The organism is Pseudomonas cannabina (assembly GCF_900100365.1).
Taxonomy (GTDB): domain Bacteria; phylum Pseudomonadota; class Gammaproteobacteria; order Pseudomonadales; family Pseudomonadaceae; genus Aquipseudomonas; species Aquipseudomonas cannabina.
In genome coordinates this window covers 3785915-3800156 of sequence record NZ_FNKU01000001.1, presented here as the reverse complement: position 1 = coordinate 3800156, position 14242 = coordinate 3785915, and the positions used below count along the sequence as shown (strand labels likewise).

Annotated in this window: 13 protein-coding genes; 5 read left to right on the top strand and 8 right to left on the bottom strand. The window is 60.4% G+C overall.

From position 1 onward, the window contains the following. Positions 1 to 23: 23 nt before the first annotated feature. Together BLT55_RS17860 and BLT55_RS17855 are read left to right on the top strand one after the other, a co-directional pair. Entirely contained in the window at positions 24 to 461 is a 438-nt protein-coding gene (locus tag BLT55_RS17860; protein WP_055000000.1) for a DUF3592 domain-containing protein, read from the top strand. A gap of 10 nt (positions 462 to 471) precedes the next feature. After that, complete coding sequence (locus BLT55_RS17855; protein ID WP_055000001.1) at positions 472 to 1050, top strand: hypothetical protein; 579 nt, start codon at positions 472 to 474, stop codon at positions 1048 to 1050. Positions 1051 to 1428: 378 nt separating this feature from the next. Here the strand turns inward: BLT55_RS17855 and BLT55_RS17850 are convergent, their stop codons facing one another. The 3 genes from BLT55_RS17850 to BLT55_RS17835 form a co-directional block, all read right to left on the bottom strand. Further along, positions 1429 to 1668, bottom strand: coding sequence for a hypothetical protein (locus BLT55_RS17850; protein WP_005768979.1), 240 nt, complete (start codon positions 1666 to 1668; stop codon positions 1429 to 1431). A gap of 208 nt (positions 1669 to 1876) precedes the next feature. Then, positions 1877 to 4183 carry a TonB-dependent receptor gene (locus BLT55_RS17845; protein ID WP_055000002.1) on the bottom strand — a complete coding sequence of 769 codons (2307 nt, stop codon included), beginning with the start codon at positions 4181 to 4183 and terminating at the stop codon, positions 1877 to 1879. 426 nt (positions 4184 to 4609) lie between these two features. Continuing rightward, on the bottom strand, positions 4610 to 5428 hold the full coding sequence (locus tag BLT55_RS17835; RefSeq protein ID WP_055000003.1) for an alpha/beta fold hydrolase: 819 nt from the start codon (positions 5426 to 5428) through the stop codon (positions 4610 to 4612). 320 nt (positions 5429 to 5748) lie between these two features. Between BLT55_RS17835 and BLT55_RS17830 the strand changes: the two genes are divergently transcribed. The 3 genes from BLT55_RS17830 to BLT55_RS17820 all read left to right on the top strand — a co-directional run bounded on the left by BLT55_RS17830 (position 5749) and on the right by BLT55_RS17820 (position 10025). Further along, positions 5749 to 8055 carry a mechanosensitive ion channel family protein gene (locus BLT55_RS17830; protein WP_055000004.1) on the top strand — a complete coding sequence of 769 codons (2307 nt, stop codon included), beginning with the start codon at positions 5749 to 5751 and terminating at the stop codon, positions 8053 to 8055. 163 nt (positions 8056 to 8218) lie between these two features. Next, positions 8219 to 9103: a sugar nucleotide-binding protein gene (locus BLT55_RS17825; protein WP_074800723.1), complete on the top strand. Its 885-nt coding sequence runs from the start codon at positions 8219 to 8221 to the stop codon at positions 9101 to 9103. Then, complete coding sequence (locus tag BLT55_RS17820) at positions 9096 to 10025, top strand: NAD-dependent epimerase/dehydratase family protein (RefSeq protein ID WP_055000006.1); 930 nt, start codon at positions 9096 to 9098, stop codon at positions 10023 to 10025. The genes BLT55_RS17825 and BLT55_RS17820 overlap by 8 nt, the downstream gene beginning before the upstream one ends. Before the next feature lie 75 nt (positions 10026 to 10100). Here the strand turns inward: BLT55_RS17820 and BLT55_RS17815 are convergent, their stop codons facing one another. The 5 genes from BLT55_RS17815 to BLT55_RS17790 form a co-directional block, all read right to left on the bottom strand. After that, positions 10101 to 11438 (bottom strand): lytic murein transglycosylase, encoded by a 1338-nt coding sequence (locus BLT55_RS17815; protein WP_055000007.1) that lies wholly within the window; start codon positions 11436 to 11438, stop codon positions 10101 to 10103. A gap of 83 nt (positions 11439 to 11521) precedes the next feature. Beyond that, positions 11522 to 11677 carry an alternative ribosome rescue factor ArfA gene (arfA, locus tag BLT55_RS17810; RefSeq protein WP_003376569.1) on the bottom strand — a complete coding sequence of 52 codons (156 nt, stop codon included), beginning with the start codon at positions 11675 to 11677 and terminating at the stop codon, positions 11522 to 11524. Positions 11678 to 12245: 568 nt separating this feature from the next. Next, the gene (locus BLT55_RS17800; RefSeq protein ID WP_055000008.1) at positions 12246 to 12458 is read right to left on the bottom strand and encodes a hypothetical protein; all 213 of its coding nucleotides are present in this window, start codon (positions 12456 to 12458) and stop codon (positions 12246 to 12248) included. A gap of 5 nt (positions 12459 to 12463) precedes the next feature. Then, the gene (gene holA / locus BLT55_RS17795; protein WP_003368796.1) at positions 12464 to 13501 is read right to left on the bottom strand and encodes a DNA polymerase III subunit delta; all 1038 of its coding nucleotides are present in this window, start codon (positions 13499 to 13501) and stop codon (positions 12464 to 12466) included. A 41-nt stretch (positions 13502 to 13542) separates the two neighbouring features. After that, a complete protein-coding gene (locus BLT55_RS17790; RefSeq protein WP_055000018.1) occupies positions 13543 to 14154 on the bottom strand; it encodes an LPS-assembly lipoprotein LptE in 612 nt (203 codons plus the stop codon). Positions 14155 to 14242: the final 88 nt, after the last annotated feature.

Below are 14242 nucleotides of genomic sequence, written 5' to 3'. Positions count from 1 at the left end.
ACGGACAACGCAAGGGATCTGCCATGACCAAGACGCCACCTTCCGGCCGGGGCGATCTGCTACGCGCGCTGGTTTTCATTCCGCTGGGCCTGTGCCTGCTCTATATCACCTTCAGGCTGGTCGATGACCGCCTGGGTTTTTTGGCTCAGGCGCAACGCGCCGAAGGGCATGTCAGCGCTTTGAATTCGGGCGGTAGTCACCCGCAAATCGATTTCACCGACGCCACGGGCAGCGTGATCAGCTACCCCGAGAGCGGGTTTATATTCGGTTACGCGGTCGGCGACCCAGTGGCGGTGTTCTACCGCGCTGAAGCACCTTCCCGTACCGCGATCATTGAAGATAATGGCGCGTTGTGGGGCGCGAGCCTACTGGCGGGCCTGTTCGCCATCGTGTTCACCGCAGGGGGCGGCTACCACATGGCCGCCTGGATTCGCCGGTGCCTGATGGCACGGTCTCAATAAGGATATTCACATGCAAATCCCGTTACCTGTCACTGTCAGCGATTGGCGCTACAAGACTGCCAGCAGCGGCGGATTGACCGTCGTGTTCGCAGCCGCTGCGGGCGGTGCTCTGACCCTGATTGATCCCAAAGGGGTCGACCAGCAGTTTCGTTATGGCTCGGTCGGTGTAGGGCTGGGCGTCGGCGCGCGTCTGCCGCGGTTCGGCAAAGTCAACTTGCACGTGCGGGGCAAAAGCGTCGGGGCGGCTGGCGCAAGCGAAGACTTTCCGGCGTTCGGCCAAGTGCTGGTTGCAGACTCGATCGCTGCCCGAGGCCTGGTCCGCGAGGACTTTCAGGGCGCTTGTGTGTTCATCGAAGGAGGTGTGGGCTTGCTTGGTGGGGCCAGCGGCTCGGCCATGCTGTTCGGTCTGGACCCCAAGCTGCTGGCCATGGCCGCCGCCACGCTGACGCCGATGGGCAGCATGCTTCTGCCCCACGACAGCACCGCGCGCCTGCTGCGCTCGGCCAAAGGCGTCATCGTCGCGGCGGGTCTTAACGTCGGGCTGCAGGCCGGAGCTGGTGCGACGATTTCGTTGGGCGGGTTGTTCTGATCGCCGACCCGATTACTCCAACAGATTTTGCATTCAGCTCGCTATCAAGGCCTGAGCGTGCGCGCGGTGCTCGCCAGGGTTTCCAAAAGTGTCGAACCAATCAAGAATCAGACCCGCTCTGACACCTTAAAAATTGTCCTTCCATCGACACATTTTACTCTCGCTCAACCGTACCGGTTCGGCCGTTCCACAACCGCTGAGGAGTATCAGGAGGCTGGCGCCGAGCAGTGCATTGAGAGATGGCGAGGATAGATTCAAAATGGATGCTCCATGCGGTTCGAATGTTCAAGCCAATGGCAGTCTTGGAGGTGGTGCGTCCGGACAACATTCAGCAGCGCTGAAGCGATATTCCGACGCGCACCACGCCATCACAAAACCCTACCTCCTCAGCGCTATCGCCTCAGCCACCAGACACTCCAGTGCAAACTGCTCGGTGTACGTCATCTGAATCGGCGTGGTCTCGCCTTTTACGGTTCTTTCGCCATCAAGGATGTAGCGAATGCGCTTGTCCGTCACGCCGATGCGCTTGGCGATCCACGAAGGGGTCTGGCCGATGCGCGAGATCAGTTTGTCGGCGTATTCGGTGGACGGGTTGTAAAGTTCTGCATTAGGTGTCATGTGAGTTCCGGATAAAGGTCAGCGCTGTGTAGGTGTGGAGTATGCAGCACGGTGCGCTATTCGTCGTCAGTCGGGCTAGCAACCAACGCTTAATGCACATCGACTGAACGATCGCCTTCGCGAGCGAGCTCACTCCCACAGCAGTCAGTCGCGCAGCTGACTCAACAGTGGACCGGGCGATCCTTCGCCCGCTCAGCGTCAGAAAAAATCAAAGCTTCACCCCCAGCGTCACGAACGCACTGCGCGGTGTTCCTACCTGCAGAATTTGCAGGTTGCCTGATGGATCGGCGGCCGCGCTGGCGTCGGTATTGAGGGTGGAGAGGTAGCGTTTGTCGAACAGGTTGACCATGTTCAGCGAGACGGTAGTGTCTTTCAGGGCGCCGAATTTGCCGAAGTCGTAACCGAGGTTGGCGTTCGCCAGCCAGTAGCCGCTGACGCTGGCGTCGTTGGTGTAGGTATAATAGCGCTTGCTGACGTAGTTGCCTTGCAAGCCGGCGTTCCAGTGGTCCCGGTTCCAGTCCAGGTTGCTCGAGTACATCAGTTTTGGGGTGTCGACCACGGTCTTGTCTTTCACATGCACCGTTCTGCCGCCGCTGACGTAGTCATCGTCGTAGGTGCTGCGGTTATAGGACATGGAGTTGGACCAGCGCCAGTGTTCGTCGGGCGTCAGGCCGAACGAGAGTTCCAGGCCACGGCTGCTGACCGAGCCGACGTTGGCGACGCCGTTCTGGCAGATGACGATGCCGGTGCAGTTGGTGATCGCGACCAGTCGATTGTCAAACTTCGTGCTGTAGACCGCCGCCGAGGCTGAATACAGTCGGGTGCTGCGGCGCAGGCCCAGTTCGACGGTTTTCGAGGTTTCGGGCTTGAGATCCTTGAAGCCGTTCTGTGCATTGACGGCGGCCTGCGTCGTGAAGAACGGGCTGTAACCGCCACTCGGGAACGCTGCCATGTTTTCCGAGTAGGAGGTGAAGACTTCGTCGTCCTCATCCAGTTTGTAGGTCGCGCCTATCTGCGGCAAGAACCGGTCTCGCGCCTCCAGTGAACCGCTGGCGTAGCCGCCCCCTTTGCCTTCGGCGGTCGACGTTGTGACGGTGTTTTTCGCACCGAATTCCAGTTTGAGGCGATCATCGAGCAGGGTGTAGGTGTCGCGCACATAGAACTGCCGGGTCAGATCGTTGTAATGCTGTTCCAGTACCGTGGCGGCCAGTGGCAGGCCGTCAGTCTTGACGATATGGTTTTGCGGCGATGCGTTGGTGGTGTCGAACAGGTAACGGGCGATGTCGTTCTTGTTGGACTGAATCCAGAACCCGCCCTGAATTTCATGCTGCCCCAGATAATAAGTCAGTGAACTTTGAAAACCGGTTCGATCAATGCCGTACTGAGTGCTGCGAATCGAGTTGCTAGGCACGCTCGTCGCGCCGCTGGTGTAGATGAACGGGTAGTAAGAGTTGCCCCGGCCGGAGTCGTGATGGTGATAGACGGTGGCGTCCAGTACCAGATCATCGGTCAGCGAGAAGTTGCCGTTGAGAATATCCAGCTCGTCATCACGCAGGCTGCTGGCGTTATAAGTCGCATCTGCTGCGCTGGTCACGCCGCCGCTATAAATGCCGTTGGCGGCGTTGACGGCACGGGTCCAGTTTGGCGTGTAATAACTCCAGTTGTAGCCAAGGCGCTGGATGATGCTCTTCGACAAGCTCGGCAGGTTCGCTTCATCGTGCGACGAAGTGCTGTGAAAGAAGCTCACGCGGTTATTGCCGAAGTTGTAATTGAGCTTGGCGTTCACGGCGTCGGACTTCTGCGGGTTATCGTGGCCTTTCCAGGCGTCGGCGTCGTACTTTTCTCCCGACACATAAGCCGACAGACCGTTGTATTCGCCCGTATCGACGCGCATGAACGTGCGCGAAGTGGCATAGCTGCCCATGGTTTGCGAGAGGCGTGCGCCGAACTCCTTGTCCGGGTTGGCACTGGTGAACTGGATCGTGCCGCCCAGGTCGCTGTTCGACGCCGTACCCAGTGAGCCGATACCGGGCGCCACTTCGCTGGCGGCAATGTTTTCCGCGATGATCGCCCGGGTAATGCTCAGGCCGTTGAAGTTGCCAAAGCTCATGTTGCCCAGCGTGACGCCATCCAGCGTATACCCCAAGTGGTGCATGTCGAAGCCGCGCAGGCTGATGCGCTGGCTGCCTTCTTCACGGCCCAGCGGGTCACCGGACTGGAAATTCACCCCCGGCAAGCGTTGCAGGACTTTCATCGGGCTGGTGCCTGCGGAGTAAGCCTGCACGTCTTTTTGCGTAACGCGTTGCACCTGACGGGTTTCGCCCTGGCCGATCACCGAAACAGTGCCCAGCGTCGTGGCTGATGTGTCGTCGCTGGCGGGCGGCGTGACAGGAGCAGGCAGGGTGTCATCGGCCTGAATGAACGGGCTGATCAGGCACAGTGAATTCAATGAAATCAGCAGCGCGAGACGCGTTAGCGGAAATCGAGAGGCGCGCGAAGTCGATCGAGTGTTCATGGACAGTTTTCCTTGGGCGTCAGGGGGCCACGCTTGCGCGGGTCAGTGAGGTAAACGACGGTTTTGTTTCAGGGGCTTTCAGTGAGGACCGACAGTCGACTGATGCCGGCTGTCTGCACACCGGTCGGCACGTGATCGGCGCTGCTGTGCGGCGCCATCAACAAAGAAGAGGGCGCGTTGGAGCGCGTGCCCGCAGACCGTTCAGGCCAGGAGCGACGTTCGTGCGGGGGCAGTCGATGGGGCAGGATCAGCGTTGGCATGAGTTCAGCTCACCATTGAAGGAAGGCGGGCCCGACGCGGTGGCGACGAGCCCGTTTCAACTGCTGCCGATATTAATACTCATCGTGTGTATTAATTATGACCGCTGCCATACGGTCATGTGATTTCTTCCATTCGCGAGTACGCGGGGCTTCTGGATATCCTGTATCAGCCCTCGATGAACGCCAGCAAATCCTCGTTCAAACGCTGCGCATGCGTCACGGCAAAACCGTGTGGCGCACCCGGATAAACCTTCAGTTCAGCGTCCTTGATCATTGCAGCTGCGCGCTTGCCCGATGCCTCGAACGGCACCACCTGATCGCCATCGCCGTGAATAACCAGCGTCGGTACATCGATCTTCGCCATGTCTGGACGGAAATCGGTCGCGGAGAACGCCGTGACGCAGTCCAGCGTGCCTTTGAGCGAGGCGAGCAGGGCGATGTTCAGGGTCTGGGTCAGCACGCCCCCGGATACTTTCTGCTCTTTATTGAGGCCATAGAACGGCGTGGCAAAGTCGCTGATGAACTGAGCTCGGTCCTTGAGCAGGCCTTGCTTGATGCCCTCGAATACCGACGCGTCAACGCCTTCCGGGTTGTCTTCAGTCTTGAGGAAAAACGGCGTGACTGCGCCTAGCAGGGCCAGTTTGGCAACCCGTGCGCTGCCATATTTTGCGATGTAGCGTGTCACGTCGCCGCCGCCCATCGAAAAACCGACCAGTGTCACGTCGCGCAGGTCGAGGTGCTCGATCAGGGCTGCGATGTCGTCAGCGAACGTGTCGTAATCGTAGCCGGTCCACGGCTGGCTGGAACGGCCAAAGCCACGGCGGTCGAAGGCGATGGTGCGGTAGCCCCGGCTGCTGAGGTATTCCATCTGGTATTCCCACATGTCCGCATCCAGTGGCCAGCCGTGGCTGAACAGTACCGGTTTGCCCGTGCCCCAGTCTTTGTAGTAGATCTCGGTTCCGTCTTGCGTGGTGAACGTGCTCATGCAGATTCCTCTCGTGTCAGGTGGGTCAGGCAAGCGCTATTGTGCGGTTTGTAAATCAGGTTTCACTCTAGTCGAGCGTTTTGATCGCGTGCAGGCGCGTAACATCGCTCTGATAGCTTCATGCTCATGTTTTCCGGCATTGGGCGTGGGGCATAGTTCAGTCGGAACGTCGCAGAGGCCATACTCGATGGCTGTTATAGAGACGTTTCTTGAAACATCGGCTCATTGTATTTCGCTGGGCAAAGCGAACTTGCCGGGCAAACCGGAATCAGTTCCTTGGGTTTGAAGCTCCCTGGACCTGACCATTGAAGGAGAACTGCGTGGCGTCTCAGCTGAAAATCTTGATCCTGTCGGGTCTATTGTTATTCGCAGGCAGCTTCAATCTTCAGGCGGCCGATGTTCCCGCGTTGCCAATGGGCGCTGCGGTGCCTGCCGACGACAAGGCAGCGGACAAGGCCGACAGCAAGGCGGCGGACAAACCCGCCGCCAAACCGGATGAAAAAGCCGCTGACAAAACCGATGCCAAGTCAGACGCGGCGGCCGACCCGGCTGCGGCTGATCCTGCGGCGGAGTTGCTTGTGCGGGGCGGTCTGCTGGGTGCGATCAGTACCAGCATCGATGACGTCCAGCAGAAGCTCAATCTAGACGACAACCTGTTCGACGCCTGGCGTTTGCGCGCCGACCGTGCGGCCGACGAGCTGGAAAAGCTGGTCAACAAGCGCACCACGCGTTCTCCCTGGAGCGTGGTCGGCGACTTCCTGGCCCTGTCGTTCGTGTGGATCGGGTCGTTCGCGGTGCTGACAACGTTGGGCCGCTTCGCCGCCGTGCGCTTGTGCCGGACGGCGTTCATCCGGGTGCGTGAACGCAGCCAGGCGCTGCTCAAATACGTATTGCCGTTCACCTTGCCGGCGATCATCTGCTTGCCGCTGACGCTGTACGTCAGCCACTTCATGCCGTCCTCGGTCGGCCGGGCGCTGGCGCTGTGTTTCGCTTACGCCACCAGCAGCGGCATCGTTTCGACGTCGGTGCTGCTGTGCGTGATCGTGATGTTCAACTCCGGTCACAAGCGCGCAGCCGTGCGCATGATTCGTCGCTACGCGCCAAAGCCGTTGTTCGTGGTGGGCTTCCTGGCGGCGCTCAGCGATGCGCTGACCAGCCCGCAGATCGCCCGCCAACTGGGCAGCAACGTCACCACCAGCGTCGCGGTGTTTACCGGGCTGTTCGCGTCGGTGGTGTTCTGCATGCTGATCATCAAAGTGCGTCGCCCGGTGGCGCACCTGATTCGCAACCGCTCACTGAGCAGTCGCCTGCACCGGCCTGCGCTGCAACAATCGCTGAAGATATTTTCGAACCTGTGGCACTTGCCGATCCTGCTGATGATTCTGGTCTCGGCGATCAACCTGATCGGTGCCGGCGAAGACAGCCAGGAAGCGCTGCGCTGCGCGCTGTTCACCACCATTTTGCTGATCGCAACGGTGTTCCTGAGCACTGTGTTTCAGCACATGTTCAAACCGGCCGAATCCCTTGGGCGCGGCGGGCACGTCTATAAGGCGCGGCTGCTGAGCCTTGTGTACGCAGTGTTGCGCATCGCGCTGGCGATCACGTTCATCGAAGTGCTGGGGCGTATCTGGGGTTTCTCGATGTTCGAGTTCGCCCAGCGCAATACCCTTGGCCGGGTGATCAGTGATTCGCTGAGCAGCATCGGCCTGATATTCGTGATCACCTGGCTGTTGTGGGTGGTGCTCGACACGGCGATTCAAGAAGCCCTCAAACCGCCCGTAAACCAACGCAGCGGGCGCCAGCCGAGCACGCGCATCAAGACCATTCTGCCGCTGCTGCGCAATGCGGTGAAAATCATCCTGGTGGTGATCTGCGCCATCACCACCATGGCCAATCTGGGGATCAACGTCGCGCCGCTGCTGGCCGGTGCCGGTGTGGTCGGTCTGGCCATCGGCTTTGGTTCACAGCAACTGGTTCAGGATGTGATCACCGGGCTGTTCATCATCATTGAAGACACCTTCTCGGTCGGCGACTGGGTGGTACTCAGCACCGGCCATTCCGGGACGGTCGAAAGCCTGACGATCCGGACCGTGCGCCTGCGCGACGGCAAGGGTTTTGTGCACTCGGTGCCGTTCGGGCAGATCAAGGCGGTTACCAATCAGTCTCGGCAATTTGCGTATGCGTTTTTCTCGGTGCGGTTTACCTATGACTCCGACATTGACGACGCACTGGCGCTGATCCGTGAAACCGGTCAGTCGATCAGCGAAGACATCCTGCTCAAGCACAACCTGCAAGGGCCGCTGGAAGTGTTCGGTGTCGACAGCATGGACCTCAACGGCATGGTGTTGACCGCGCAGTTCCGTACCTCCTCCGGCGGTCAGTACGCTGTGGGGCGCGCATTCAACGAGCGTCTCAAGCGGCTTGTGGATAAGAATCCGAACGTGCGCTTTGCGCAGACTTATCCACAGATGGTCATGGCGCCGGGCTTGAATAACCCGCAGGCGGGCACGGAAGCCGAAGGGCCGCCTGCGCCGTCGGACCCGGCTGCGGCCACGCCTTCAGCGCCGGCACCTGCACCGCTCGGTCTGCCCAAGGGTGCCAACCCGCCGGGGCCTGCTGCTCAGTAGTTGATCCGGCAAGACCTCAGGCGTGAGACGCTGCAACGCCTTGTTGCGGCGTCGATGACCGGACAGGCTGCGCAACTGTTGGGGGTTGGCAGCCAACGTGTTATGTTTGCAGGCGTTTTTCAATTGTTCGTTTGATTACTCTGATACCGAGCCTGCTGACTCTATGCGTATGCGCCTTATGCTGTTGGGCGGCGGGAATGCCCTCGGGCAGGCGCTGATTCGTCTGGGTGCCGAGGAAGACATTGGCTTTCTCGCACCACGTCCCCCGCAAGACGGCTGGGACGTGGCAAGCCTGACGCAACTGCTCGATGACACCCGTCCCGATGCCCTGATAAACCTTGCTTACTACTTCGACTGGTTTCAGGCGGAGACCGTGAGCGAAGCGCGTCTGACTCACCAGGAACGCTCCGTCGAGCGCTTGGCCGAACTGTGTCAGCACCACAACATCACGCTGGTTCAGCCGTCCAGTTATCGTGTTTTCGATGGTTCGCGGGCGACCGCCTACAGCGAAAAGGACGAGCCGGTGCCGTTGGGGCTGCGCGGCCAGGCATTGTGGCGGATCGAACAAAGCGTGCGCGCCACATGCCCGCAACATGTGCTGGTCCGCTTCGGCTGGCTATTGGATGACAGCGCCGACGGCGTATTGGGGCGCTTTCTGTCGCGCGCCAAAGACCCCGGAGAGTTGCTGCTTGCCGATGACCGACGGGGCAACCCGACGCCGGTCGATGACGCGGCGCGGGTGATCATTTCAATCGTCAAGCAACTCGACTGCGAAGCGCCGCTGTGGGGCACTTACCACTACGCCGGGCACGAGGCGACCACGCCGCTGGCGCTTGGCCAGGCAGTACTCACCGAAGCGCGCCTGTTGCGCGAACTGGCGATTGAATCGCCGAACGCGCAGGCACACGCTGCACGTCCCGACGCAGCCGAAGAACCGCAACACGCGGTGCTGGCCTGCAAGAAAATTCTTCATACTTTCGGCATCAAGCCCCGCGCCTGGCGGGCCGGCTTGCCAAGCCTTCTGGATCGGTATTATCGACATGTCTGACGCTCCTGTTCTGATCACCGGAGGCGCTGGTTTCATTGGCTCGCACCTGGCTGACGCGTTGCTCGCAAACGGGCACAGCGTGCGTGTCCTCGACAATCTCTCGGCGGGCAAGCGCAGCAATCTGCCGCTCGACAACCCGCGGCTAGAGCTGATCGTCGGTGACGTCGCCGACGCCGCGCTGGTCAAGCGTGCGGCGCAGGGTTGCCAGGCCGTTGTGCATCTGGCCGCTGTGGCGTCGGTGCAAGCGTCGGTGGATGACCCGGTGCGGACTCACCAGAGTAACTTCATCGGTACGCTGAATGTCTGCGAAGCGATGCGTGAAGCCGGCATCAAGCGGGTGATCTTCGCCTCCAGCGCAGCGGTCTATGGCAACAATGGCGAAGGTGAGGCGATCACCGAAGACACCACCAAAGCCCCGTTGACCCCTTACGCGTCTGACAAGCTGGCCAGTGAGTATTATCTGGACTTCTACCGTCGCCAGCATGGTCTGGAATCGGTGATCTTTCGCTTCTTCAATATCTTCGGGCCGCGCCAGGACCCGTCTTCGCCGTACTCCGGCGTGATCAGCATCTTCGCCGAACGCCTTCAGAACGGCCTGCCGATCAGTGTGTTTGGCGACGGCGAGCAAACGCGCGATTTCTTCTACGTGGGTGACTTGCTCAAACTGCTGTTGCAAGCCTTGTCGCGGGAAAACGCCATCGAAGGCGCAATCAATGTCGGGTTGAACCAGACCACATCGCTCAATGAGTTGCTGTCAGCGCTTGCGGACGTGGTGGGTAAAAAACCGGACGTCACCTATCAGGCACCGCGCTCGGGCGACATCAAGCACTCCCGCGCCAGCAACCAGCGCTTGCTGGAACACTTCACCCTCGACGCGCCAACTCCCTTGAAGCGCGGGCTTGGGCTGTTGATGGGGCAGTGAGCCTGACGCTCTCCGTGATACACGCCTGATGGTTGTCCCCACCGGGCGTCATTCCGGTTTCAAGGCAATCGCTGATTACTGCCCAACGGGTTTGCGCAGATTTTCCAGCAGTTCATGCGTCGGATAACCGTCTGCCGGCCAGCCGAATGATTGCTGGGCGCTGCGGATCGCTTTGCGCGTATTGGCGCCGATAATGCCGTCTGGCGCGCCTGCATCGTATTGGCGGGCCGATAGCAGGGTTTGCAACTCGATGCGCTCAGAACGACTCAGCGGCAGGTCTCCACGTGGCCACGCACCTACCACGTACCCGGCGCCCTTGAATCGGTCGGAAAGCAGACTGATCGCCAGCGCGTAGGACGTGGAGTTGTTGTACTTGAGGATCGCGCGGAAGTTGTCCAGCACCAGGAAGGCTGGCCCACGGTAACCGGCGGGCAACAGCAATGCGGCCTGTTGCTGGCTGGCGGCGACCGGAATTGCCGATCCGTCTGGCTGTTTCAGGCCCATTTGCTGCCATTCAGCGAGGCTCTTGCGCGTCGTCGAATTGGCCAGCGAGTAATCGAAGCCCGTGCCGAGCACCACCTCGAAGCCCCAAGGCTGACCACGCTGCCAGCCGGAGCTTTGCAGGTAATGCGCCGTGGAGGCGAGGGCGTCAGCCGGGGTGTTCCAGATATCGCGACGGCCATCGCCGTCAAAGTCCACGGCGTGGGTGTTGTAGGTGGTCGGGATGAACTGGGTCTGACCCATTGCGCCGGCCCACGAGCCGAGCATCTTGTCTGGGGTGATATCGCCATGCTGGATGATCTCCAGTGCGGCCAGCAACTGGCTTTGCGCGAAGCCGGGACGACGACCTTCGTAGGCCAGCGTTGCCAGTGAGCGAATGACGGATTGCGTACCCTGGAACGACCCGAAATTACTCTCCATCCCCCACACCGCGACCAGCGCCTGACGGTCCACGCCGTACTGCTGTTCGATCTTCTGCAGATCGTCAGCGTACTGCGACAGCAATGCCTGACCCTTGCGCACGCGGGCCGCAGAGATGGCGCCGTCGAGGTATTCCCAGACCGGGCGGCTGAACTCGGGCTGGCTGCGGTCGGCCTTCACGACGCTCATGTCCGGCGTGACGCCGGCAAACGCCTGATCGAACACATCCGCTCGAATCCCGGCCTTCAGTGCCTGGGCACGAAAACCGGCCTGCCACTCGCTGAAGCTGACGGCGGGCTGAATCGTGAGGGAGTCATCAACGATCAACGCTGGCGTAGGCGCTACAGCGGGAGGGTTGGTCTGTACTTTGCCGGGTTGAAGAGGCGTGGCATCGGCTGCAGTGGGTTTTTCTGCGCAGGCTACCAGGGCAATCAGACTGGAGGCAGCGATGAGTTGGCGCAGCTGCGGGCGATGGGTAAAACGAGAAGGCATGCTTGAGTCCAAGGGTATTACCGTTAGGTGCAGACCATAACACGGCTAAGCGGTTGAAAGCGCCTCGGAGATGTTGCTCGATATCAGGCCGCCATAAAGCAGGAAGCCTCCCAGCTTTTAGACTGGAAGGCTTCGCGGCGGTAGCTGCCTTTGCCCTTGGAAGGTTGTTCCTGACGACTGCGGAACAAGGGCTGGGCGATGATGGATTTGGCCTTGTTCGGCCGCTTTGGCTTGCTCATGGCGAGGTGCTCCTGATGGGGGTTGTAACGCAACGCAAATCATCGGGCAGACTGGCGGTCGTGTCCAATAGTGGTGTGCTATGGCGCTGAGCGCCTTGAAATGCACTACCACGCAGAGTTGCTCAGCGTTATACAAGTCAGCTTTTGATGCTGGCCGGAGGCCGTGGGAGCGAACTTGTTCGCGAAAGGGCCCTATAATCGCCGAAAATTCGTCGTCTGAAACACCGTCTTCGCGAACAAGTTCGCTCCCACAAGGGTGGGCGCAGAGTTGCTCAGCGTTATACAAGTCAGCTTTTGATGCTGGCCGGAGGCCGTGGGAGCGAACTTGTTCGCGAAAGGGCCCTATAATCGCTGAAAATTCGTCGTCTGAAACCCCGTCTTCGCGAACAAGTTCGCTCCCACAAGGGTGGGCGCAGAGTTGCTCAGCGTTATACAACTCAGCTTTTGATGCTGGCCGGAGGCCGTGGGAGCGAACTTGTTCGCGAAAGGGCCCCTATAATCGCCGAAAATTCGTCGTCTGAAACACCGTCTTCGCGAACAAGTTCGCTCCCACAAGGATGGGCGTCGATCAAAAATCGAATTGGTGGAAGAAGGCCATCATGGTGATGACCAGGACGGCGAGGCCTATCGCAACGGTCCAGTTTGCATCCGGGGTTTCTTTGAACCAGGAGTCTTTCAAGGGGTATTTGCCAAGCGTCAGGAGTTTTACGATCGGCCATCCGACAGGATAGAAAATGGCACGACCGACGACTTCAAACAGACCTGCTGGTATGTCGCACATGGGGCTCACTCCGCAGGCAACGCCAGCCTCTGTCCCGCCATCAGCAGCGCCAGCCGGCTCAGGCTGCTCCACGGCGAGCCTGCCGCCTGGCCTTTGATCTGCGCGTCGATGCGCTGCGCGTCCATCAGCAACTGGCTCCAGCGTTTCGCCGAGTGGCGTTGCAGGGCTTTGCTCATCAACGGTTTGCGCTTGTCCCAGATCGGCGGGCGTGCCGAGCTGAACACTTTGTCCAGTGGCACGCCCTGGCTGAATTGCTGGGACATGTTGGCCAGCGCCCGCAGCTCGCGGGTCAGCGCCCAGAGAATCACGGGCGTTTCGACTCCTTCGCCGCGCAGGCCTTCCAGCATGCGCAGGGCGTGGGCTGCCTCGCCATTGAGCACCGCATCGGTCAGGCCGAAGACGTCGAAGCGTGCACTGTCGGCCACTGCCGCCTGCACCGTTTCGACAGTGATCTGACCTTCTTCGGCCATCAGTTTGAGCTTTTCGATTTCTTGCGCGGCAGCCAGCAGGTTGCCCTCGACCCGGGCGGCGATCAGTTCGACGGCATCCTGCGTGGCAGCCAGCCCGGCCTGAGAAAGACGCTGACGAATCCATTGCGGCAACTGGCCGATATCCACCGGCCAGATCTGCACGAACTGAGTCTGTGCGCCTTCAACCAGCGCCTTGCCCCATTTGGTCTTCTGCGCGCTGCCGTCAAGCTTGGGCAGGCTGATCAGCAGCAGGGTGTCTTCGGCGGGTCTGGCGCAGTATTCCATGAGCGCCGCAGCACCTTTGTCACCGGGTTTGCCAGAAGGCAGACGCAGCTCCAGAAGCCGGCGCTCGGCAAACAACGACATGCTGGCACCCGCCTGGAGCAAGGTGCCCCAGTCGAAGCTGGCGTCGGCGCTGAATACCTGACGTTCGTCGAAGCCTTGCTGGCGCGCAGCCGCGCGGATGGCGTCGGCGGCTTCCTGGCAGAGCAGCGGGTCATCGCCGCTGATCACGTAGACGGGCGCGAGCGTGCCTTGCAAGTGCTTGCCGAGTTGGGCGGGGGCGAGTTTCATGAGTCAGAGGATGTCGGGGCCAGATGCCTGGCCCCGGACACTTACCTGGTTGGAATTTCGACAGGCGACTGCTGAGGCGTCGCGTCGCGGATGCGCTGAGCGGCTTCCAGTGCATCGGCTTCGGCTTCGGCCTTGGCAACCGCGTCGGCCTTGGCCTGAAGCTCTTCCAGACGGGCCGGCGTCAGTTGTTGCAGGCGCGCGATCAGCTTCTGGATCAGGTCGTTGCGCATTTCCTGACGAACCTGCGCCGCTTCCTGGTCAGAACCGGTCAGGTTGTTGCCATCATGCACGTAGGAGCGGTCTGCGGTGACCTTGCTGTCCAGCAGCAGGCGGTCTCTGTCGCCGTGGATTTCGTAGTTGAGCGTGGTGGTCAACTGATACTCTGCCGAACGGCCCGAACCGGAATAGCTGGCGGTGCGCTGGTTTTCAGCTTCGTTGGTCAGGATCAGCTTGTAAGGCGCGCCAGTGTAGACCTTGACGCCTGAACTGGTCAGCAGGCGAGTGAGCTGGGTCACGGTTTCGCCGTAGGCATTTCGTGCGCTGACGTCCAGCTCCTTGAGCGCCAGCTCGGTGGTGCCGGTGCCACGCAGCTGGAAGCCACAGGCACTCAACAGAACGGCCAGGCCCATTACCAGCAGATTGCGTTTGATCATCTTGATGCTCCCCTTGAATCCGTTTGGGCCGACATGGCGTACCCTGAAAATATGTTCGACGCCCGGCATCTGCCGAGCGCCCGATCCA

Bases quoted from the DNA above. Each gene is read 5' to 3' on its own strand.
- BLT55_RS17815 (WP_055000007.1), bottom strand. From the start codon at position 11,438: ATGCCTTCTCGTTTTACCCATCGCCCGCAGCTGCGCCAACTCATCGCT.
- arfA (WP_003376569.1), bottom strand. From the start codon at position 11,677: ATGAGCAAGCCAAAGCGGCCGAACAAGGCCAAATCCATCATCGCCCAG.
- BLT55_RS17860 (WP_055000000.1), top strand. From the start codon at position 24: ATGACCAAGACGCCACCTTCCGGCCGGGGCGATCTGCTACGCGCGCTG.
- BLT55_RS17825 (WP_074800723.1), top strand. From the start codon at position 8,219: ATGCGTATGCGCCTTATGCTGTTGGGCGGCGGGAATGCCCTCGGGCAG.
- BLT55_RS17790 (WP_055000018.1), bottom strand. From the start codon at position 14,154: ATGATCAAACGCAATCTGCTGGTAATGGGCCTGGCCGTTCTGTTGAGT.
- BLT55_RS17845 (WP_055000002.1), bottom strand. From the start codon at position 4,183: ATGAACACTCGATCGACTTCGCGCGCCTCTCGATTTCCGCTAACGCGT.
- BLT55_RS17800 (WP_055000008.1), bottom strand. From the start codon at position 12,458: ATGTGCGACATACCAGCAGGTCTGTTTGAAGTCGTCGGTCGTGCCATT.
- BLT55_RS17820 (WP_055000006.1), top strand. From the start codon at position 9,096: ATGTCTGACGCTCCTGTTCTGATCACCGGAGGCGCTGGTTTCATTGGC.
- BLT55_RS17855 (WP_055000001.1), top strand. From the start codon at position 472: ATGCAAATCCCGTTACCTGTCACTGTCAGCGATTGGCGCTACAAGACT.
- BLT55_RS17835 (WP_055000003.1), bottom strand. From the start codon at position 5,428: ATGAGCACGTTCACCACGCAAGACGGAACCGAGATCTACTACAAAGAC.
- BLT55_RS17850 (WP_005768979.1), bottom strand. From the start codon at position 1,668: ATGACACCTAATGCAGAACTTTACAACCCGTCCACCGAATACGCCGAC.
- holA (WP_003368796.1), bottom strand. From the start codon at position 13,501: ATGAAACTCGCCCCCGCCCAACTCGGCAAGCACTTGCAAGGCACGCTC.